Below are 18994 nucleotides of genomic sequence, written 5' to 3' on the forward strand. Positions count from 1 at the left end.
TCGCCACGATGATGAGCATAGCGGGGCAGGGTGTGCTGTACGGGTTTTTCAGCGTAGCAGGCAAAGAAAAGCCCCGGCGCCTGAGGCAACCGGGGCAGCGTTCACCGCGGATTACTTACGCAGGCTGAGCAGTGCGCCGACAAAAATACCGACGGCGGCGACGGTTCCCAGCGCGCACATCGGTTTCTCACGCACGAAGGTGCTGGCGCAGCTCATCGCGTCGCAGGCGGCCTGGGAAGTGCGTGAACGGCCGTTCATCCGGGCACGGGTTTCACGCAGCAGAGACTGAGCCTTACGTTTCGCGGCATCTGCTTCGTCCTTCGCATCAGAACCCCAGGATTTCAGCACTTCCTCCAGCGTGTCCGCTAATTGGCTGACATCGTTACGAATATCCTGAGCGTCGTCGTTAATTTCGTTTCGGTTCGGTCTGTTAAACATACGATCCTCCTTAATTTTGCATTCCCGTTTAGTTTAGCTCATGAATTTAATATCTGAAGTCAGTCACGGCGTATTGCGCAGTTTATGGAATATTCTGAGGGCGCTGCTATTGCTCAATACGGTAAGGTTGCCGTGCAGGAAAAGATAACGAGGAATATATATGTATTTACGACCTGATGAGGTGGCGCGCGTTCTTGAAAAGGCGGGATTTACCATGGATGCGGTGACGACTAAAGCCTATGGATATCGCCGCGGTGAGAATTATGTTTACGTCAACCGTGAAGCGAGAATGGGGCGTACGGCTCTCATTATTCACCCGACACTGAAAGACAGAAGTCAGACATTTGCTGAGCCTGCCTCGGATATTAAAACCTGCGATCAGTATCAGCAATTTCCGCTCTATTTAGGCGGAGAAAGGCATGAGCATTATGGTATACCGCATGGTTTCAGTTCACGCATGGCGCTGGAACGGTTCCTGCAGGGACTGTTTGGCGACGCGCAGTAAACGTGCGACTGGCCTGCGCCAGTCGCTTACCTTCCTGCTCAGGCCTGGCTGTAGCGGCTGACCTTAAACAGGCGACGGCAGTAGTCGAGAAAATAACCGTACACCGCACCCATCAGCATCGACACCACGATATTCGAGCTGACCGCCGCGGCGATTTGCTGCCAGCTTGCTCCTACCGTCAATAAAATCACCACATATACCGGCGACTGGAAGGTCACATACGCCAGCACATCCGCCAGATTTTTTGCCCATCCACCCGGGCTAACGCGGCGGGCAAAGCGCATCACGGCGTCACGGTAAAACCCGTAAGGCCAGGCAATCAGGATATTGACCGGGATAGCCACCAGGCGCGAGGAGAGCGACTGCTCAAACGTCATGCCAGAGAGAACGATTTCAATCACCATGTTCACAACGGAACAGTAGACAACCATCGCGAACGTATCCGCTACCGCGTGGCGCAGGCGAGATTGCGGTGAGAACATGTCTGAACTCCTTGAAATGGACAAAATGACGGCATTGAGCGGGTTAAGCCAGTGTATTAGGTTGGTTTGTTTATCGAGCATAGAATAAGTCTCTGGCCATAAACTAACAACTAGTGATAAATTTTTATTTGCAGGCGTTTTGTCCACAAAATTCTCTAAAATTGGTTATTTCTTACGCGCTGCGTTATTTTCTCTCTCTTACCCGCATTTATTACTACAAATCAACGTGTTGAGCTAACAGTGTGCCGAAACCTGCCTTTCATCCGGGGAAGCATTGATTGATGGGATGATTAATACGCCGGAACGCTATCCATGTGCTGAGGGGATATATGAATAATATGTTTTCAAAATATTTACAATAATGTCAAAAAGGGTCCATGGGTGGATATTGCGATAAAAATGAATTATTCTTGCAGCTTAATTTTCAATTTACCCCTCTGAAAAGGTTTTTAATTTATATGTCTTTGACGTTACAGAATCTTAATAATATCCGTACGCTTCGTGCGCTGGCGCGTGAATTATCCCTGGAAGTTCTGGAAGACGTGCTGGAAAAAGTCAGGATCGTGACTGAGGAAAAACGCACCGAGCAGGCGGAATTGGAACGGCAGCGCGCTGAACAGCAGGAGAAAATTAATGCGCTGCTGGAGCTGATGAAAGCCGACGGTATTTCCCCGAGCGATTTGCTCGGCAATGACCTGATCAATGCGGGCCAGCCGGCGAAAAAACGTAAAACGCGCGAACCAAAATATCGCTTTACCGACGCCAACGGTGAGGTGAAAACGTGGACCGGCCAGGGCCGCACGCCGAAGCCTATTGCGACTGCACTGGCAAACGGTAAGAGCCTGGATGATTTCCTGATCTAATCCGTGAATCGGGCGGCAGAGTCCGCCCGGTTATTGACTTAGCAGACGCCGAAGTCACCTTCTTCGGTATACAGCACAACGTCCGCCGCTTTCAGTGTATATTTCTCGCCCTGCTCATCGCTGGCCTGTACGGCCACAATGCTTTCACCCTTCACGTCGAGCACTTTTAATTTAGGACCGCCCTGACGCGGTTGGACATAATCGCCGACAGAAAACATAGCACCTCCTCATCGTTGTAATGATCTTCACCATAGCCCACGTCCCGGACGGGGTACAGTCTAATCTGTCTGTTACTGCTTATGAGGTACGGCGGTTCCACGGCATCACTTTCAGCAATCGCGCCATGCCGCAAAAACCGGTTACGCCAGCGAACAGCAGTCCGGCCCCCACAAATCCGCTCAGCAGGAAAAAGAGGCTGGAGACGCCGTAACCCAGCAACACGCCGCAAAGGATCAGCAGCCCGGCGGCGATCTGCACCTGACGCATCAGCGGAAGCGGCTGGGTTTTGTCTTCAATGGTCGGCAGCCCGGCCTGTTTCCAGCCCTGAATTCCCCCCTCAACCACGAATGCCTGCGCAGGCGACGCCGCCAGGGCAAGACGTGCGGCATTGTTTGAGGTTCGCATCCCGGACTGACAGTGAAAAATGACCGTTTCACCGGGAGCCGGGTGTAGCTCGCCGGGTAAGGAATCCAGCGGTATGGCGCGCGCGGCCGGAATATGCTCGCGGGCATACTCGTCGGCATCGCGAATATCGACAAGTTTTGCGCCCTTATCAATCAGGGCGCGTGCCTGCTGCGGTGAAATAACAGGAAGTGACATGGCAGCTCCTCACGGACAGTAAAGGGATTTAAGGGTGCTGATAAGCTTATGCACCGCATCGTTTTTGATGGAGTAAAGAATGCGTTGCGCTTCCCGGGTGCTGTCGATAAGCCCCTCTTCACGCATACGCGCCAGATGCTGAGAGGTGGCCGAGGGGCTTAGCCCGGTGGCGCGCGCCAGATCGCCCGCGCGGGTTCCGGGGGCGTCGCACAGCGTACACAGGATCAGCAGCCGGTGCGGATTGCTCATGGCTTTTAACAGCGTGGCGGCCTGCTCAGCGCTGGCCTGAAGTTGTTCGAGTTCAGTCATGGTTATTTAGCATTACCTTAATTAAGATAATGCTAAACTAATGGGGTGGATTAAACCAGTGTCAAAAGCGTAAAAGAGGGTAAAAGGGTGCAAAAGTGATGGCGAGGGCAGGTAAACTGGCTACGCTTAGAGGGCATACTCTTTTTTAGATTCAACTGTTTAGCTTGCATGGAGATTTTATGGGTTTTTGGCGCATCGTCTTTACAATCATTCTTCCGCCACTGGGTGTTTTACTGGGTAAAGGCTTCGGATGGGCATTTATCCTGAATATCGTCCTGACGCTGCTGGGCTATATTCCAGGCCTGATCCACGCGTTCTGGGTGCAGACCAAAAGCTAAGTGCGCCAGAGTAAATCGCGATAAATTCCGGTCAGTACCCCCTCAGGGCCAAACTGTTGTTTAACCCAGCGGGTCACCTGACCGGTAGCCGCATGCTGTGTGGCAAGCAGCATGCGCGAATCCTGACGCGGGTTATTAATGCGCCGCGTCACCAGCAGCCCCTCTTCCACGGCCTCCCGCGCCATATACTCCGGTAAAAATCCAATCCCTTCCCCCAGGATCTGACACTGGCATTTGGTGTTGAAGTCCGGCACCAGAATCGCCTCCTGACCGTGCAGCAGCCAGCCCACCTTTTTGTTGATGGTGTGGGCCGTGTCTTCGACCATGATATTGGGGTACAGGCGCAGTTGGCTTTCGGCAATCGGCTCCGGGGTAAATGCCAGCGGGTGTTCGGGCGAGATCGCAAAGACCCAGCGAATCGCGCCGATCTCGGTGTAATCAATGCCGCCGCCGTCGAGCAGGGTGTCCGGCGCGCCGATGGCGATATTAGCCTGATTATTGATGATGGAATCCCACACCCCGTTGTAGACCTCGGTTGTCACCGTGATCTGGCAGGTCGGAAACTGTTTTTTCAGCACCTGCAGCAGCCGGGCGGTGTGGCGGGGCGTATACAAAAGCTGATTAATGCAGATCCTGACCCGCGTTTCGATGCCCTGCGAGATGGTGTCGATCCCGCGCTTGATGGCGTGAAAGTCGTTCAGCAGGTCGGTCGCCTTGCGATAAAAGTAAAACCCTGACTCGGTCAGCTCAATGTTGCGGGTGTTACGCACGAACAGCACCACGTCCAGCCCGGTCTCCATGCGCTTGATGGTGTAGCTGATGGCTGAGGTTGTCACGCCCAGCTCTTCCGCCGCCTTGCTGAAGCTGCTGTAACGCGCCGCCATGGTGAAGGCCAGCAGGTTTTCTTCGGTAAAGATGGAATTCATATCACTGCTCCCGTCCACCATCAGTTTTGAACATATTTTAACAACGCAGTTACACCGCATTTGAAGCGGATCACAATTTTGATGCGTAGCTACGTGCCGCGTGGCGCAAGGCTTTTTTAGCCATAAGCATAATGTCGCGCCGGGCGTAAAAACGCGGCGAAACATAAGAAAAAGAGTGCACACCCGCACATTTTGGCTGAACTGTTGAATTTAACTCAATAATGAATTGCCTGTCGATGAATGATTTTTAAGCGGATTCTTTTCCTGAAAGGCTGTTGCTATTCTCGGGACATCAGCAATGAAAAACCAGGGAGTGTGAATATGTCTGCAACTGAACTCGTGACTGAATTTCTGCTGGCGGCCGAGCAGGGAAACGTGGATGCGCTTAAAGCCTGCCTCGATAAAGGCGTGGATATCAACGCCACGAATCGCCAGAAAAGAACCGCCATTATTATTGCCAGCCTGAAAAAGCATTATCCGTGTGTGGAATATTTAATTGCCGCCGGCGCGGATATTGATAAACAGGATCAGACCTGCTTTAACCCTTTCCTGATTAGCTGCCTGACCAACGATCTTACTTTGCTGCGCATTGTGCTTCCTGCGAATCCCGATCTCGATCGCCTTACGCGCTTTGGCGGCGTGGGGATCACCCCCGCCAGTGAAAAAGGCCACGTCGACATTGTTCGCGAGCTGCTGGAAAAAACCGATATCAACGTCAACCACACCAACTTTGTCGGCTGGACGCCGCTGCTGGAAGCCATTGTCCTCAATGACGGCGGCGCGAAGCAGCAGGAGATCGTCAGGCTGCTGTTGGAAAACGGCGCGAACCCGCACATGACCGATAAATACGGAAAATCTCCCCTCGAACTGGCCCGGGAAAAAGGCTTCGATGAAATCGCCGACCTGCTGCTTGCCGCAGGCGCGTAATTAATCCGGCCAGCCCTTTCCGGCTGGCAGCGACATAAAAAAGCATTCTACCGTCGTGCGTTTTGCACGATGGCGGCCCCCTTTTATCCGCATTCAGGAGAAACCCATGCCCACCAAAATCGTTATCAAAAAGAATACCTGGTTTGATTCCGTCTCGCTCATGTCGGTATCGACCAAAGCCAATAAATTACCGGGCGTTGAGCAGGCCGTCGTGGCCATGGCGACGGAAATGAATAAGGGCGTATTACATAACCTCGGGCTGCTTACGCCGGAATTAGCCGAGGCCAAAAACGGCGACCTGATGATCGTGATTAAAGGCGAGGCGGCGAATGATGAAACGCTGGCCGCCATTGAAGCCTTATTCACCCGCAAGGAAAGTGCAGGCTCCCATGAAGCCCGCTACGCCACTATTGCCAGCGCCAAAGCCCACCGCCCTGACGCAAACCTGGCGGTGATCTCCGTCAACGGCACCTTTGCCGCCCGCGAGGCGCGACAGGCCCTGGAGAACGATCTCAACGTGATGCTGTTCTCCGATAATGTCTCCCTTGACGACGAACTGGCGCTCAAGCAACTGGCGCACCAGAAAGGACTGCTGATGATGGGGCCGGACTGCGGCACCGCCATCATTAACGGCGCGGGACTGTGCTTCGCCAACGCCGTGCGTCGCGGATCGATCGGCATCGTCGGGGCGTCCGGCACCGGCAGCCAGGAGCTGAGCGTGCGCATTCACGAATTCGGTGGCGGCGTGTCGCAGCTGATTGGCACCGGCGGGCGCGATCTGAGCGAAAAAATTGGCGGCCTGATGATGCTCGACGCGATCGCCATGCTGGAAGCCGACGAGAACACTCAGGCGATCGTCCTCATCTCCAAGCCGCCAGCTCCTGCGGTGGCGGAGAAAGTTCTGGCCCGCGCCCGCGCCTGCCGCAAACCGGTTATTGCATGTTTCCTGGGGCGCAACGCACCGCCCGCAGACGAGGACGGCCTGCAGTTTGCCCGAGGCACCAAAGAGGCAGCCCTTAAAGCGGTGCTGTTGACAGGCATCAAACAGGAATCCCTCGATCTACACCCGCTCAACTGGCCGCTGATTGAAGAGGTACGCGCCCGCCTGACTCCGCAACAAAAGTATATTCGCGGCCTGTTCTGCGGCGGCACGCTGTGCGATGAAGCGATGTTTGCCGCGCTGGAGAAATACGATGACGTCTACAGCAACATCCAGCCCGATCCGGCAAAGCGACTGAGCGACATCAACGTCAGCCAGGCCCACACCTTCCTGGATTTTGGCGATGACGACTTCACCCACGGCAGGCCGCACCCGATGATCGATCCGAGCAACCGCATCACCCGCCTGCTGCAGGAGGCGCGCGATCCGGAAGTGGCGGTGATCGTGATGGACTTCGTGCTCGGTTTTGGCGCACATGACGATCCGGTCGGGGTGATGATCGACGCCATACAGGAGGCGCAGGCGATAGCGAAAGCCGATAATCGTCCGCTGGTCATTCTGGGCTACGTACTCGGCACCGACCAGGATCCCCAGTCGCTGGCGCAGCAGTGCGAGCGGCTGACCGACGCTGGCGTGATTTGGGCCAGCAGCAGCACCAACACCGGCTTACTGGCCCGCGAATTTGTCTGCAAAGGGGAGAATGCATAATGACCACCTTATTTAACCAGCCGCTGAACGTGATCAACGTTGGCATTGCGATGTTCAGTGACGATCTTAAACAGCAGCACATTCCTGTCACCCACCTCGACTGGACGCCGCCGGGGCAGGGCAATATGCAGGTGGTGGAGGCGCTCGACCAGCTGGCGGACGCACCGCTGGCGGAAAAAATCGCCGCCGCTAACGCCATTGCGCTGGAGCGCATTATTCAGTCCCATCCGGTGCTGGTGGGTTACGACCAGGCGATCAACGTGGTGCCGGGCATGACCCGTACCACCATTCTTCATGCCGGTCCGCCGGTTGCCTGGGAAAACATGTGCGGTGCGATGAAGGGGGCGGTCACCGGGGCGCTGGTATTCGAGGGGCTGGCGAAAGATATCGAAGACGCGGAGCGCGTCGCGGCCTCGGGCGACATCACCTTCTCGCCGTGCCACGAGCACGACTGCGTGGGTTCGATGGCGGGCGTCACCTCCGCGTCGATGTTTATGCACATCGTGGAGAATAAAACCTACGGCAACCGCGCGTTTACCAACCTCAGCGAGCAGATGGCGAAGATCCTGCGCATGGGTGCCAACGATCAGAGCGTGATCGACCGTCTGAACTGGATGCGTGACGTGCTCGGCCCGATGCTGCGCGACGCAATGAACATTCTCGGCGAAATCGATCTGCGTCTGATGCTGGCGCAGGCGCTGCATATGGGTGACGAGTGCCACAACCGCAACAACGCGGGCACCACGCTGTTGATCCAGGCGCTGACGCCGGGGCTGATTCAGGCGGGGTATCCGGTAGAGCAGCAGCGCGAAGTGTTCGAATTTGTCGCCAGCAGCGACTACTTCTCCGGCCCGACGTGGATGGCGATGTGCAAGGCCGCGCTCGACGCCGCGCACGGTATCGAGTACAGCACCGTGGTCACCACCATGGCGCGCAACGGCTACGAGTTTGGCCTGCGCGTCTCCGGCCTGCCGGGGCAGTGGTTCACCGGCCCGGCGCAGCAGGTAATTGGCCCGATGTTCGCAGGCTACAGGCCGGAAGACTCCGGGCTGGACATCGGCGACAGCGCCATCACCGAAACCTACGGCATTGGCGGCTTCGCGATGGCAACCGCCCCGGCGATTGTGGCGCTGGTGGGCGGCACCGTAGAGGAGGCCGTCGACGTCTCCCGCCAGATGCGCGAAATCACCCTCGGGGAAAACCCCAACGTCACCATTCCGCTGCTGTCGTTCATGGGCATTCCGACCGCCATCGACATCACCAGGGTAGCGGGCAGCGGCATTTTGCCGGTGATCAACACCGCCATTGCCCACAAGGACGCCGGTATCGGCATGATTGGCGCGGGCATTGTTCACCCGCCGTTTAGCTGTTTTGAAAAGGCGCTGTTGACCTTCCGCGATCGCTACTTTTTATAAGGCATGCATCCATGAAAAACATGAAACTGGAGTGGAAAAGAGGTGACTGGGCGGCGTATTTCGGGTTGATGACCAACAACCTGACCAATTTGCTGACCATGATGGGGCTGCTCATTTTTGTCGTCGGCATCCCGAAGGAGATTGTTTATGGACGTATCGCGCCAGCCTTCGGGCTGGCGGTTCTGGTGGCGAGCGTCTGCTACACCTGGTTTGGCCTGCAGATGGCGCGCCAGACCGGGCGTAACGACGTGACCGCGCTGCCGTCGGGCCCCAGCGCGCCGTCGATTTTCACCGTGACCTTTCTGGTGCTGATGCCGGTCTATCAGCAAACCGGCGATGCGGATTTCGCCATTCAGATTGGCCTGGTGTGGTGCTTCGTTGAGGCGCTGATCCTCGCGGGCGGCTCCTTCCTCGGGGAGACCATCCGCAGGATGATCCCGCGCACCGTGCTGCTGTCGTGCCTCTCTGGCCTTGGTTTGCTGCTGCTGGCGATGAACCCGATGCTGCAGGCCTTCGAAGCGCCGACCGTGTCGTTCATCGTACTGCTGCTGATTTTCATCAACTGGTTCGGCAAGAAGCCGATCTTTGCCCGCATTCCGACCGGCCTGCTGCTGTTGATCGCCGGTACTCTGCTGGCGTGGATCTCCGGCCTGCAAAGCCCGGAAGCGATCAGGGCCTCAATGTCGTCGTTCGGCTTTAACCCGCCATCCGTACACATCGACGGCTTTATGCAGGGTCTGCCGCACGCGCTGCCGTATCTGGCCTCCGCCGTGCCGCTGGGGCTGGCGAACTACATCTTTGACCTGGAGAACATCGAGAGCGCCCACGCGGCGGGAGACGAATACCCGACGCGTAAAGTGATGCTGGCGAACGGCCTGGCGTCGATGCTCGGCTGTCTGATGGGCAACCCGTTCCCGGTGACGGTCTACGTGGGCCACGCGGGCTGGAAGGCAATGGGGGCCAGCATCGGCTACACCCTGGCCTCCGGCGTGACCATGTTCATCGTGCCGCTGTTCGGGCTGGGGGCCTTTATGCTCGCCATCATTCCGATGACCGCCATCGTGCCGATCCTGGTGTTTATCGGCGTGGTCACCGCCAACCAGGTGGTGCGCGAAACGCCGAAGGTGGAGGTGCCCGTTATCTTCATCTGCCTGTTCCCGTGGATCGCCAACTGGGCGCTGACCATGGTGAATAGCGTGATGGGCGCGGCGGGCACCAGCGCGGCGAAAATAGGGACTGACGTGCTGCACAGCAAAGGGATTTACTACGAAGGGCTGGTGCATCTCGGCAGCGGCGCGCCGCTCGCCAGCATGCTCTGGGGCTGTATCGCCATCTTCGCCATCATCAACAAACCGCTGCGCGGCGCGGTAGCTGCCGCAGGTGGCGCGCTGCTGGCGCTGTTCGGGGTGATCCACGCGCCGGTGGTCGGCTTCGCCGAGGGCAGCTCGCTGCTGTTCGTCACGGCCTACCTGATGATGGGCGGCATGTTCGTGGTGAAGCATGTGCTGGACAGTCGCGAGACGGCAAGCGCGGCGGCACCGGTTTCTGAGTCCTGATAATGCCTGATGCCCTCACCCTAACCCTCTCCCACGGGGAGAGGGAACGTTAATCCCCCTCTCCCTGTGGGAGAGGGCCGGGGTGAGGGCACCAGAACGCACCTTTTTAAAGGAAAACAAATGAAAGAGCTCATGGTCGTCGCCATCGGCGGCAACAGCATTATCAAAGATAACGCCAGTCAGTCGGTGGAACATCAGGCCCAGGCGGTAAAAGCGGTAGCTGAGTCGGTGCTGGAGATGCTGGCATCCGACTATGACATTGTGCTCACCCACGGCAACGGCCCGCAGGTGGGGCTGGATCTGCGCCGCGCCGAAATTGCCCACGAGCGTGAAGGGCTGCCGCTCACCCCGCTGGCCAACTGCGTGGCGGATACGCAGGGCGGCATCGGCTACCTGATCCAGCAGGCGCTGAACAACCGCCTGGCGGCGCGCGGCGAGCAAAAAGCGGTCACCGTTGTTACGCAGGTGGAGGTGGATGAAAACGATCCGGGCTTTACCCATCCCACCAAACCCATTGGCGCGTTCTTCAGCGAGGCGCAGCGCGATGCGCTCCAGCTTGAGCATCCGGCATGGCAGTTCGTTGAAGATTCTGGCCGGGGCTATCGTCGCGTGGTGGCCTCGCCGCAGCCGCTGCGCATTGTAGAAGCCGATGCCATTAAAACGCTGACGCAAAAAGGCTTCGTGGTGATAGGCGCGGGCGGCGGCGGTATTCCGGTGGTCCGTACACAAGCGGGCGAGTATCAGAGCGTGGACGCGGTGATCGATAAAGATCTCTCCACCGCGCTGCTGGCGCGCGAGATCCACGCCGACGTGCTGGTCATCACCACCGGCGTAGAGAAAGTGTGCATCAACTTCGGCAAGCCGAACCAGCAGGCTCTGGACCGGGTGAGCGTGGCGCAGATGACGCGCTACAGGGAGGAGGGACACTTCCCGGCGGGCAGTATGCTGCCGAAAATCGTTGCCTCTCTGGAATTCCTGCATCATGGCGGCAAACGCGTGGTGATTACCTCACCGGACTGCCTGGCCGCGGCGCTGCGCGGCGAAACCGGTACCCATATTGTTAATGAAGGAAGATAAGATGAAAGAGAATAAAAGCCGCCGCGAGTTTATTAGCCAGAGCGGCAAAATGGTCACCGCCTGCGCGCTGTTTGGCGCGACCGGTTCCGTCGCGTATGCTGCCGATAGCGCAAAGCCAACCTGCGAGACCGGCAAACCAATGAGCATCACCGCAAAACACTACTACCTGGATAACGTGCTGCTGGAGGCCGGGTTTACTTTCGACGGCGGGGTGGCGACAAGCACCCGCACCGAGCAGAAAACGCTGGAGATCCGGGACGGCAAAATCGTCGCCCTGCGCGACAACCAAAGCCACGCCGACGCCACGCTGCCGCACTATGACGCGGGCGGTAAACTGATGCTCCCGGCGATGCGCGATATGCATATCCACCTCGATAAAACCTTTTACGGCGGCCCGTGGCGCTCGCTTAACCGCCCGGCGGGCACCACCATTCAGGATATGATCCGCCTTGAGCAAAAGCTGCTGCCGGAGCTGCAGCCCTACACTCAGGCGCGTGCAGAAAAGCTGATCGACCTGATTCAGTCGAAAGGTTCCACCATCGCCCGTAGCCACTGCAACATCGAGCCGGTATCCGGCCTGAAAAATCTCGAAAACCTGCAGGCGGTGCTGGCGCGTCGCAGCGCAGGATTTGACTGCGAAATCGTGGCCTTCCCGCAGCACGGCCTGCTGTTATCGAACTCTGAAAAGCTGATGCGCGAAGCGATGCAGGCCGGGGCGCACTACGTGGGCGGGCTGGATCCGACTAACGTGGACGGCGCAATGGAGAAGTCGCTTGATACCATGTTCCAGATTGCGCTGGACTACGACAAAGGGGTGGACACCCACCTGCATGAAACCAGCCCGGCGGGCGTGGCGGCGGTGAATTACATGGTGGAGACGGTAGAAAAAACGCCTGAACTGAAGGGTAAACTGACCATCAGCCACGCCTTCGCGCTGGCGACGCTGAACGAACAGCAGGTGGACGAGATCGCCACCCGCATGGCGGCGCAGCAGGTGACCATTGCCTCCACGGTGCCAATTGGCACACTGCACATGCCGCTGAAGCAGCTGCGCGATAAGGGCGTGTTTGTCATGACCGGCACCGACAGCGTGATCGACCACTGGTCGCCGTACGGTCTGGGGGACATGCTGGAAAAAGCCAACCTTTACGCCCAGCTCTATATCCGCCCGAACGAGCAGTCGCTCTCCCGGGCGTTGGGTATCGCCACCGGTGACGTGCTGCCGCTGAACGAGAAAGGCGAGCGCGTCTGGCCGAAAGCGCAGGATGCCGCCAGCTTTGTGCTGGTGGATGCCTCCTGCTCCGCCGAGGCCGTGGCGCGCATTTCACCGCGTACCGCGACGTTCCATAACGGCAACCTCGTCTGGGGGACGGTGGGCTGATGTGCATTTCTCCCTCTTCACGTGGGAGAGGGAGGGGTGAGGGCATCAGGCCGCACGCTCCTTTTGTAGGCCGGGTAAGCGCAGCGCCACCCGGCATTCCCGATGCTGGTATTAGTCGCTGCCCGTAAGGCTCAGTAACCTACCGTATATATCCGTCCGCTCTGCACCCCTTCCACGCTGCGGCGATAGGCCTGCGCCACGCGCGCGGCGGGGACGCTTTCAAAACCCGGGAAGAAACCGTCATAGGCGTCGGCGGACTCGGTGAGTACGGTCGGGCTAATCAAATTGATGCGGATCCCGCGCGGCAGTTCGCAGGCGGCAGCGCGGACGAACCCTTCCAGCGCGGCGTTCACCGTGGTGGCATTCACCCCCTGGGCAATCGGCTCGTGCGCCACAATGCCGCTGATGAGCGTGATAGAGCCCCCCTCGTTCAGGTAATGTTGCCCGGTTAACGCCAGGCGTACCTGTCCCAGCAGTTTGTCCTGTAAGCCCTGGTTGAAATCGCTGTCTTTCATGGTAGAGAGCGGGCCGAAGTGCAGACCACCGCTGGCAGAGACGATGGCATCCACCTTACCTACCGAGTCAAACAGCGCGCTGACGCTCTCCTGAGAGGTGATATCCACCTGCAGATCGCCCTGCGTGCGGCCCACGCGGATCGTCTCATGACGACGGCTCAACTCCTCCGTCACCGCCCGACCGACCGTACCGCTGGCACCAATAATCACGATTTTCATAGCCGACTCCTTATGTTGTGAGCATGCATTCTTTAATAAATAAGAAGTCGGATAAACTGGGCTAAAGTTAGAGGATTACTAACCAGAGGTTTGCAATATGGATAAGCTACGCGGCATGGAGACCTTTATCGCCGTGGTTGAAAGCGGAAGTTTTACCGGCGCGGCGTCCAGGCTTGAGATGTCGGCGGTGATGGTCGGGAAATACATCGCCCAGCTGGAATCGCGCCTTGGCACGCGCCTGCTGGAGCGCAATACCCGCCGCCAGAGTTTAACCGACGCCGGGCGCGTCTATTACGATGAGGCAAAGCGGGTGCTGGAGCAGGTCACCATTGCCGAAAGTGCGGTCGAACGGCTGCGCGCCACGCCCGCCGGAACGCTGCGCGTCACCGCCCCTACGTCGTTTGGCGGATGCGTGATAGCGCCACTCACCGCCACGTTTTTACAGCGCTACCCGCAGGTGCGCGTCGAACTCGATCTGACTAACCGCCGGGTCGATTTGGTCGAGGAAGGGGTCGATCTGGCAATTCGCATTGGGGACATGCATGCCGACGATGTTGTCGCGAAATATCTGTGCCCCTACCGGATGGTGATCTGCGCCGCGCCGGACTATCTGGCACGCTACGGTACGCCGCAAACGCCTGCCGACCTGGTGGATCATCTGTGTCTTTCCCATACGGTGTGGACCGCGCGCAACGAGTGGCGGCTGCCGGGCGTGGAAGGGGAGGTGCGCTGGAAACGCGATGCGGTGTTGCGCTGTAACGACGGCTACGGGTTACGCATGGCGGCCCGGGCGGGCGCGGGGCTGCTGCTTCAACCGGAGGTGCTGGTGGCGGAAGAACTGGCAAGCGGCGGGCTGGTTCGGGTGCTGGAGCACTACACCCCAACGCCGAGGCCGGTAAATCTGCTGTGGCGACAGGATCTACGCCCGCTGCCAAAACTGACAGAATTTATTGCACATCTTATCCGTCACGCGTTGGCCTGATATTTCTCTCCCCCGGATGGCGGGGGAGGAAATAAGGATAACGACAAGGGAAATAAGCGTAGCGTACGAACGGGATTTATTTTTGAATATGATTGACACGAACGACAGGCGGTGAGGATTTTTTATCCAGACTCCCGTTGATGGAGAGCATATTATCAGGTTCTACCGTTCGGCCATCAAATACTGCCTTTGGAATGACGAGATCTATTTCACCCGTTTTATCACGGAAACGGTATTTGTCCCCGGAGCCGTCGATCAAATTCCCGCGCAGTGAAATGGTGGCCCCGTCGTGCATCTCTTTAGCCTGCTCGACCGTCATGATACGTGCATCCTCGGCACCGCGATATCCATCGTCCAGGGCATGCGGTGGTGGCGGTGCCTCGCCTTTTTTCAATCCACCGTTATCGTCTGCCCAGGCCGTTGACATCAGCAGGCAGCAAAATAAGGGTGCGTAGGAAAATTTCATTCTTGCCTCCGGTAGCGTGTTGGCTTGACTTATTAAGCCTGGTTGCTATTGCTTAATCTGGCAAACGAGATGTGTCTTAAAAGGGCTTTTCCTTATAAATCATAAGGATGATTAATTTAATGGAATGCACGGAGTGACAAATGGCGGGATTTGATGGTGAAGAAGATACCTTACCCGGCGTAAACGAGAGTCGTCTGGCACTGAATTTTGAAGCCGCCTGTCAGCGCCTGGGGCTGGGCCTTCTTTTACTGATTATTTTATTGGCCGTGGCGGGCGTTTTCTCTAACGGCTATGTCAGCACGGCAACAAAAGAAAATACCGCCAAAACGCTGACGGTTAATTATGAGCGTTATGGGCGATTACAAACGGAATATAAGCTGGCCTTTACGGCGAAGGGGGTACAGGCAGACCATTATGAGTTTCGCCTGGGGGGCGATTTTAATAAGGCATTCCAGCCCGGCAGTATTACGCCGCAGCCGGACAGCATGTTCAGCCGGGGTAATACGCTGCACCTGATCTATAACAACGTCAGCAATAAACAGGACTTCACCGTCTGGCTGTATATCACCCCTACGCAATTCGGGAATACGGTCAGTTCGCTTGGTCTGAATAACCAGCCGGACATCACCTTCCGGCAATTTATCTACCCCTAGGAGAACGATATGGAGATGGTATTCCGTGCCCTGGCGATTTATCTGATTCTGCTGGTGGTATTTAAAATCGCCGGTCGTCGCGCATTGCTGCAGATGACCAGCTTCGATCTCATTCTGCTGCTCATTATCAGCGAAGCCACCCAGCAGGCGCTGCTGGGAAATGATTTCTCCGTCACCGGGGCCATGCTCACCATTGTCACGCTGGTGGTGGTCGATATTCTGTTTGGTATTGCGAAGAAATATTTCTCCGGTGCCGAGAATCTGCTGGATGGCACGCCGGTGATTCTGGTGGAAAACGGCATGCCTTTTACCGACAAACTTAAAAAGGTGGATGTCTCCTGCGACGATATTCTGGTCGCCGCGCGGCAAAACCAGGGGATCACCGAGTTCAGTAAAATCAAATATGCCATCCTGGAACGCAACGGCCACATCTCAATTATTCCTGTTGAAAGTTAAAAGGTGCGATATGAATCAATCAGCCTATAACGTAGCGAAAACCACCGGCGAACTGACCAAACAGGTCGCCAACGTTCTGACCGATCGCGGCCTGCGGTTAACCACGGCGGAGTCCTGCACGGGGGGCAATTTAGCCACCGCGCTTTGTGCGGAAGAGGGTACCGCGGCGTTCTATGACATTGGGGTGATCACCTTTAGCGATGAGGCCAAACAGAAGATGCTGGGCGTGCAGGCCTCAACGCTTGAGAAGTACACCGCCGTCAGCGAGCAGGCCGTCCGGGAGATGTCGGCAGGCGCGCTGGAACGTGCCGGGGCCGATATCAGCATCGCCATCAGCGGCTATGCCGGGCCGGACGGCGGAGACGATGGCACCCCCGCGGGCACCGTCTGGTTTGCGTGGAATTTCCACGGCCAGATCAAGACCGACCGCCAGCTCTTTTCAGGGGATTGTCAGGACGTGGTGGAGAAGTCGGTAAGGTACGCTCTGGCGGAACTGGTCGCCAGCCTCTATGCATGGAAAAAGAGCAAGGCATAAGCGCAGGGGTTATCAAAGCGTCAGACATATGATACTAAGAAGGAGATCATAAGAAAAAATAAGGTACCAACAGCATGTCATCCCAAAAACTCGCCACCAGCGTGCAAAGCCTGCAATCTTCCGCCATCCGCGAACTTCTGAAACATAGCAAAATGGCGGGCGTGATTTCGCTGGGCGGCGGCATTCCAAACCCTGCGCTTTTCGATCATGAAGGGCTAAAAATTGCGGCTGATGCCGTGTTATCCCAGCAGTTTGGCGAGGCATTTCAGTACGGCCTGACGGAAGGGGTTCCGGCGTTACGCGAGGGGATCCAGCAGATCTGTGCCGACAGAGGTATTCACTGTTCGGCGGATGACGTGGTTGTCACCTCCGGTTCGCAACAGTCTTTAGATGTGCTCGCCCGCGCCTTAATTAACCCAGGCGATATCGTTGTGGTCGAGCGCCCAACCTATTTAGCCGCACTGCAGGTGTTTGGCCTGGCGCAGGCGCAGTTTGAATCCGTGGGTACCGATGGCGATGGCATGATTGTCGATGAGCTGGAAACGCTGGTACAAAACAAAACCATCAAAGCGGTCTATATCGTCCCAACCTTTGGCAACCCGGGTGGCGTCACGCTGTCTGAGGCGCGGCGTAAGCAGCTGGTGGCCCTATCCCAGCGCTACGATTTTGTCATCATCGAAGACGACCCCTACAGCGAAATTAATTATACCGACGAGGTGTTCCGCCCGCTGATTGCCCATGCCAAAGCCATCGGTAATGAGGATAACGTCGTGTATACCTCCACCTTCTCGAAAATTCTCGCCCCGGGTACTCGCGTGGGCTGGGTGATTGTCCCTGAATGGCTGAAACGTGCGGTGGTTAACCTTAAGCAGACCACGGATCTCCACACCAGCACGCTCTCACAGCTGATGACCTCCGAGTACCTCAAAACCGGACGTCTGAAAGGGCAGATTGCCACCATCCGCGAAGCCTACCGTCAGAAGTATCAGCTTTTTGCCCGCGAGCTTGAAGCGGAACTGGGGGACGTGATGTCCTTCCATAAACCGAAAGGCGGGATGTTCCTGTGGGCCAACATGAACAATGGCATCAACACCACGCGCTGGCTGGAGAAAACCTTAAGCAACGGCGTGGTGTTCGTGCCGGGCGAGTTTTTCTACTGCGCTAACCCGGACCACACCACCTTGCGTATGTCATTTGTGACGCCAACGGATGAACAGCTTATTGATGCCGTTAAACGGTTGAAAGCCTCTTTATAAGCGGGTTCCTGACGTAGCCCTCTCTTAACGGGAGAGGGCTACGCGTCGCACTGCTTACCGCTCCCGCAGCGCCTCTTTCGCGCGGTTAAACGGTTTGATCATGTAATCCAGCACCGTTTTCTCACCGGTTTTGATATCCACCGTCGCAATCATCCCCGGCACAATCGAAAAATGCCGTCCCGCTTTGTTGACCAGATAATCCTGGCTGGTGCGGATGAACACCCGGTAGTAGAACACTTCTGGTTTCGCTTCGTCCTGAATGGTGTCCGGTGAAATGGTTTCCACCACCCCGTGCAGCCCGCCGTAAATGGCGTAATCGTAGGCGGTGATTTTCACCAGCGCCTCCTGGTTTGGGTGGATGAAGGCGATATCACGCGGGGAGAGGCGGGTCTCAATCAGCAGGTGGTCGTCCACCGGCACAATCTCCATCAGCTCGCCGTTCGGCGGGATCACGCCGCCGATGGTGGTGACTTTGATATTTTTCACGATGCCACGCACCGGGGATTTGACCGTCAGACGCGTGACGGAATCTTCCCGCCCCTTCAGGACCGCCGAGACCATATCCACTTCGGCATTGGCTTTGGATAACGCTTCGCGCGCCTGCACGTAATACTGCGAGCGCACGTCGGTAAGCTTGAGCTCCAGGTCGCTTTTCTGCCGCTGCAGACGCAACACTTCGACATGGCTGGCGGCCCCGGTTTTCACCAGACGCTGGGTGATAGCCAGCTCCTTGTTGGCAAGATCGAGCGCTGCACGCAGCTCTCGCTGGGTGTCCTCCAGTTGGGCACGACGCGAATTGTAGAGACGCGTTTCGGCGGCGATCAGATCCTTCCATTTCGCCAGCGACGGCGGGAACGTCAGCGGCAGATCGTTGACCTCGGCATACAGACGCACGCTGGAAGCCAGCGACGCGCGATAGCGGGCGGCACTTTCACCAACGTTAGATTCCGATCGCGTGGGATCGAGACGCGCCAGGATCTGACCGGCCTGGACCTGATCGCCCTCGTGGACGTTCAGTTCAGTGAGGATCCCGCCGTCGAGCGACTGTAAAACCTGCTCGCGCGAGCTGGGGATCACTTTCCCGGTCCCGGTGGAAACTTCATCAAGCACGCCGAACCACGCCCAGATGCCGAGCGCGATAAACAGCAGCAGGGAGAAGATCACGATCCGCCGTGCGCCGGTGTAGCCGCTTTCGGAGTCGAGGGCATTGTCCAGGTCTTCCATCGCG

At 57.3% G+C, this 18994-nt stretch carries 23 protein-coding genes; 14 read left to right on the forward strand and 9 right to left on the reverse strand.

From position 1 onward, the window contains the following. Window positions 1-111: 111 nt before the first annotated feature. The gene (locus tag I6L58_RS17995; RefSeq protein ID WP_006178139.1) at window positions 112-438 is read right to left on the reverse strand and encodes a DUF883 domain-containing protein; all 327 of its coding nucleotides are present in this window, start codon (window positions 436-438) and stop codon (window positions 112-114) included. A gap of 160 nt (window positions 439-598) precedes the next feature. Between I6L58_RS17995 and I6L58_RS18000 the strand changes: the two genes are divergently transcribed. After that, the gene (locus I6L58_RS18000) at window positions 599-943 is read left to right on the forward strand and encodes a DUF2002 family protein (RefSeq protein ID WP_006178138.1); all 345 of its coding nucleotides are present in this window, start codon (window positions 599-601) and stop codon (window positions 941-943) included. Window positions 944-981: 38 nt separating this feature from the next. Here I6L58_RS18000 and alaE read toward each other — a convergent pair whose 3' ends face one another. Then, window positions 982-1425, reverse strand: a complete 444-nt coding sequence (gene alaE / locus I6L58_RS18005; RefSeq protein WP_042321769.1) for an L-alanine exporter AlaE — start codon at window positions 1423-1425, stop codon at window positions 982-984. 458 nt (window positions 1426-1883) lie between these two features. On the opposite strand from alaE, the gene stpA reads away from it, so the two are divergent. Then, window positions 1884-2288 (forward strand): DNA-binding protein StpA, encoded by a 405-nt coding sequence (gene stpA / locus I6L58_RS18010; protein WP_042322279.1) that lies wholly within the window; start codon window positions 1884-1886, stop codon window positions 2286-2288. A gap of 38 nt (window positions 2289-2326) precedes the next feature. Here the strand turns inward: stpA and I6L58_RS18015 are convergent, their stop codons facing one another. The 3 genes from I6L58_RS18015 to I6L58_RS18025 form a co-directional block, all read right to left on the reverse strand. Next, complete coding sequence (locus I6L58_RS18015) at window positions 2327-2506, reverse strand: hypothetical protein (protein WP_058608490.1); 180 nt, start codon at window positions 2504-2506, stop codon at window positions 2327-2329. Between the two features lie 79 nt (window positions 2507-2585). Next, the gene (locus I6L58_RS18020; protein WP_058608489.1) at window positions 2586-3107 is read right to left on the reverse strand and encodes a rhodanese family protein; all 522 of its coding nucleotides are present in this window, start codon (window positions 3105-3107) and stop codon (window positions 2586-2588) included. A gap of 9 nt (window positions 3108-3116) precedes the next feature. Beyond that, on the reverse strand, window positions 3117-3416 hold the full coding sequence (locus tag I6L58_RS18025) for an ArsR/SmtB family transcription factor (RefSeq protein WP_006178133.1): 300 nt from the start codon (window positions 3414-3416) through the stop codon (window positions 3117-3119). Between the two features lie 179 nt (window positions 3417-3595). Between I6L58_RS18025 and I6L58_RS18030 the strand changes: the two genes are divergently transcribed. Further along, window positions 3596-3754 (forward strand): YqaE/Pmp3 family membrane protein, encoded by a 159-nt coding sequence (locus I6L58_RS18030; protein WP_006178132.1) that lies wholly within the window; start codon window positions 3596-3598, stop codon window positions 3752-3754. On the opposite strand, the gene I6L58_RS18035 is transcribed toward I6L58_RS18030, so the two are convergent. Further along, complete coding sequence (locus I6L58_RS18035; RefSeq protein WP_042321768.1) at window positions 3751-4680, reverse strand: LysR substrate-binding domain-containing protein; 930 nt, start codon at window positions 4678-4680, stop codon at window positions 3751-3753. The two genes, I6L58_RS18030 and I6L58_RS18035, sit on opposite strands and share 4 nt — an antisense overlap. 321 nt (window positions 4681-5001) lie before the next feature. Between I6L58_RS18035 and I6L58_RS18040 the strand changes: the two genes are divergently transcribed. From I6L58_RS18040 to I6L58_RS18065, 6 genes are all read left to right on the forward strand, one after another. Continuing rightward, window positions 5002-5607: an ankyrin repeat domain-containing protein gene (locus tag I6L58_RS18040; protein ID WP_042321764.1), complete on the forward strand. Its 606-nt coding sequence runs from the start codon at window positions 5002-5004 to the stop codon at window positions 5605-5607. 106 nt (window positions 5608-5713) lie between these two features. Further along, window positions 5714-7255, forward strand: coding sequence for an acyl-CoA synthetase FdrA (fdrA, locus tag I6L58_RS18045; RefSeq protein WP_088208668.1), 1542 nt, complete (start codon window positions 5714-5716; stop codon window positions 7253-7255). Beyond that, a complete protein-coding gene (locus I6L58_RS18050; protein ID WP_006178128.1) occupies window positions 7255-8670 on the forward strand; it encodes a YlbE family protein in 1416 nt (471 codons plus the stop codon). Before fdrA ends, I6L58_RS18050 begins: the two co-directional genes overlap by 1 nt. Window positions 8671-8681: 11 nt before the next feature. Further along, on the forward strand, window positions 8682-10226 hold the full coding sequence (locus I6L58_RS18055) for a xanthine permease (RefSeq protein ID WP_088208669.1): 1545 nt from the start codon (window positions 8682-8684) through the stop codon (window positions 10224-10226). A gap of 120 nt (window positions 10227-10346) precedes the next feature. Next, window positions 10347-11303, forward strand: a complete 957-nt coding sequence (locus tag I6L58_RS18060) for a carbamate kinase family protein (RefSeq protein ID WP_088208670.1) — start codon at window positions 10347-10349, stop codon at window positions 11301-11303. Between the two features lies 1 nt (window position 11304). Next, complete coding sequence (locus tag I6L58_RS18065) at window positions 11305-12684, forward strand: amidohydrolase family protein (protein ID WP_088208671.1); 1380 nt, start codon at window positions 11305-11307, stop codon at window positions 12682-12684. 131 nt (window positions 12685-12815) lie between these two features. Here the strand turns inward: I6L58_RS18065 and I6L58_RS18070 are convergent, their stop codons facing one another. Next, window positions 12816-13418: a short chain dehydrogenase gene (locus I6L58_RS18070; RefSeq protein ID WP_088208672.1), complete on the reverse strand. Its 603-nt coding sequence runs from the start codon at window positions 13416-13418 to the stop codon at window positions 12816-12818. A gap of 97 nt (window positions 13419-13515) precedes the next feature. On the opposite strand from I6L58_RS18070, the gene I6L58_RS18075 reads away from it, so the two are divergent. Next, complete coding sequence (locus tag I6L58_RS18075; RefSeq protein WP_058608481.1) at window positions 13516-14400, forward strand: LysR family transcriptional regulator; 885 nt, start codon at window positions 13516-13518, stop codon at window positions 14398-14400. A gap of 76 nt (window positions 14401-14476) precedes the next feature. Here I6L58_RS18075 and I6L58_RS18080 read toward each other — a convergent pair whose 3' ends face one another. Continuing rightward, a complete protein-coding gene (locus I6L58_RS18080) occupies window positions 14477-14866 on the reverse strand; it encodes a YdeI family stress tolerance OB fold protein (RefSeq protein WP_042321754.1) in 390 nt (129 codons plus the stop codon). Between the two features lie 140 nt (window positions 14867-15006). Here I6L58_RS18080 and I6L58_RS18085 point away from each other — a divergent pair, with 140 nt between their 5' ends. The 4 genes from I6L58_RS18085 to I6L58_RS18100 all read left to right on the forward strand — a co-directional run bounded on the left by I6L58_RS18085 (window position 15007) and on the right by I6L58_RS18100 (window position 17766). Next, window positions 15007-15519, forward strand: coding sequence for a hypothetical protein (locus I6L58_RS18085; RefSeq protein WP_006178120.1), 513 nt, complete (start codon window positions 15007-15009; stop codon window positions 15517-15519). Window positions 15520-15528: 9 nt separating this feature from the next. After that, the gene (locus tag I6L58_RS18090; protein ID WP_006178119.1) at window positions 15529-15975 is read left to right on the forward strand and encodes a DUF421 domain-containing protein; all 447 of its coding nucleotides are present in this window, start codon (window positions 15529-15531) and stop codon (window positions 15973-15975) included. Window positions 15976-15985: 10 nt separating this feature from the next. Next, window positions 15986-16510 (forward strand): 2-oxo-tetronate isomerase, encoded by a 525-nt coding sequence (locus I6L58_RS18095; protein ID WP_058608480.1) that lies wholly within the window; start codon window positions 15986-15988, stop codon window positions 16508-16510. Window positions 16511-16584: 74 nt separating this feature from the next. Next, window positions 16585-17766, forward strand: coding sequence for an aminotransferase-like domain-containing protein (locus I6L58_RS18100; protein ID WP_088208673.1), 1182 nt, complete (start codon window positions 16585-16587; stop codon window positions 17764-17766). 54 nt (window positions 17767-17820) lie between these two features. On the opposite strand, the gene I6L58_RS18105 is transcribed toward I6L58_RS18100, so the two are convergent. Continuing rightward, window positions 17821-18990, reverse strand: a complete 1170-nt coding sequence (locus tag I6L58_RS18105; RefSeq protein ID WP_088208688.1) for an HlyD family efflux transporter periplasmic adaptor subunit — start codon at window positions 18988-18990, stop codon at window positions 17821-17823. Window positions 18991-18994 lie beyond the last annotated feature (4 nt).

The organism is Enterobacter cancerogenus (assembly GCF_019047785.1).
In the GTDB taxonomy this organism is placed as follows: Bacteria; Pseudomonadota; Gammaproteobacteria; order Enterobacterales; family Enterobacteriaceae; genus Enterobacter; species Enterobacter cancerogenus.

Excerpts from the sequence above, each read along its gene's own strand:
- I6L58_RS18035 (WP_042321768.1), bottom strand. The coding sequence starts at position 4,680 with ATGAATTCCATCTTTACCGAAGAAAACCTGCTGGCCTTCACCATGGCG.
- I6L58_RS18055 (WP_088208669.1), top strand. The coding sequence starts at position 8,682 with ATGAAAAACATGAAACTGGAGTGGAAAAGAGGTGACTGGGCGGCGTAT.
- alaE (WP_042321769.1), bottom strand. The coding sequence starts at position 1,425 with ATGTTCTCACCGCAATCTCGCCTGCGCCACGCGGTAGCGGATACGTTC.
- I6L58_RS18050 (WP_006178128.1), top strand. The coding sequence starts at position 7,255 with ATGACCACCTTATTTAACCAGCCGCTGAACGTGATCAACGTTGGCATT.
- I6L58_RS18090 (WP_006178119.1), top strand. The coding sequence starts at position 15,529 with ATGGAGATGGTATTCCGTGCCCTGGCGATTTATCTGATTCTGCTGGTG.
- I6L58_RS18080 (WP_042321754.1), bottom strand. The coding sequence starts at position 14,866 with ATGAAATTTTCCTACGCACCCTTATTTTGCTGCCTGCTGATGTCAACG.
- I6L58_RS18100 (WP_088208673.1), top strand. The coding sequence starts at position 16,585 with ATGTCATCCCAAAAACTCGCCACCAGCGTGCAAAGCCTGCAATCTTCC.
- fdrA (WP_088208668.1), top strand. The coding sequence starts at position 5,714 with ATGCCCACCAAAATCGTTATCAAAAAGAATACCTGGTTTGATTCCGTC.
- I6L58_RS18020 (WP_058608489.1), bottom strand. The coding sequence starts at position 3,107 with ATGTCACTTCCTGTTATTTCACCGCAGCAGGCACGCGCCCTGATTGAT.
- I6L58_RS18025 (WP_006178133.1), bottom strand. The coding sequence starts at position 3,416 with ATGACTGAACTCGAACAACTTCAGGCCAGCGCTGAGCAGGCCGCCACG.
- I6L58_RS18000 (WP_006178138.1), top strand. The coding sequence starts at position 599 with ATGTATTTACGACCTGATGAGGTGGCGCGCGTTCTTGAAAAGGCGGGA.
- I6L58_RS18065 (WP_088208671.1), top strand. The coding sequence starts at position 11,305 with ATGAAAGAGAATAAAAGCCGCCGCGAGTTTATTAGCCAGAGCGGCAAA.
- I6L58_RS18105 (WP_088208688.1), bottom strand. The coding sequence starts at position 18,990 with ATGGAAGACCTGGACAATGCCCTCGACTCCGAAAGCGGCTACACCGGC.
- stpA (WP_042322279.1), top strand. The coding sequence starts at position 1,884 with ATGTCTTTGACGTTACAGAATCTTAATAATATCCGTACGCTTCGTGCG.
- I6L58_RS18015 (WP_058608490.1), bottom strand. The coding sequence starts at position 2,506 with ATGTTTTCTGTCGGCGATTATGTCCAACCGCGTCAGGGCGGTCCTAAA.
- I6L58_RS17995 (WP_006178139.1), bottom strand. The coding sequence starts at position 438 with ATGTTTAACAGACCGAACCGAAACGAAATTAACGACGACGCTCAGGAT.
- I6L58_RS18040 (WP_042321764.1), top strand. The coding sequence starts at position 5,002 with ATGTCTGCAACTGAACTCGTGACTGAATTTCTGCTGGCGGCCGAGCAG.
- I6L58_RS18070 (WP_088208672.1), bottom strand. The coding sequence starts at position 13,418 with ATGAAAATCGTGATTATTGGTGCCAGCGGTACGGTCGGTCGGGCGGTG.
- I6L58_RS18085 (WP_006178120.1), top strand. The coding sequence starts at position 15,007 with ATGGCGGGATTTGATGGTGAAGAAGATACCTTACCCGGCGTAAACGAG.
- I6L58_RS18060 (WP_088208670.1), top strand. The coding sequence starts at position 10,347 with ATGAAAGAGCTCATGGTCGTCGCCATCGGCGGCAACAGCATTATCAAA.
- I6L58_RS18075 (WP_058608481.1), top strand. The coding sequence starts at position 13,516 with ATGGATAAGCTACGCGGCATGGAGACCTTTATCGCCGTGGTTGAAAGC.
- I6L58_RS18030 (WP_006178132.1), top strand. The coding sequence starts at position 3,596 with ATGGGTTTTTGGCGCATCGTCTTTACAATCATTCTTCCGCCACTGGGT.
- I6L58_RS18095 (WP_058608480.1), top strand. The coding sequence starts at position 15,986 with ATGAATCAATCAGCCTATAACGTAGCGAAAACCACCGGCGAACTGACC.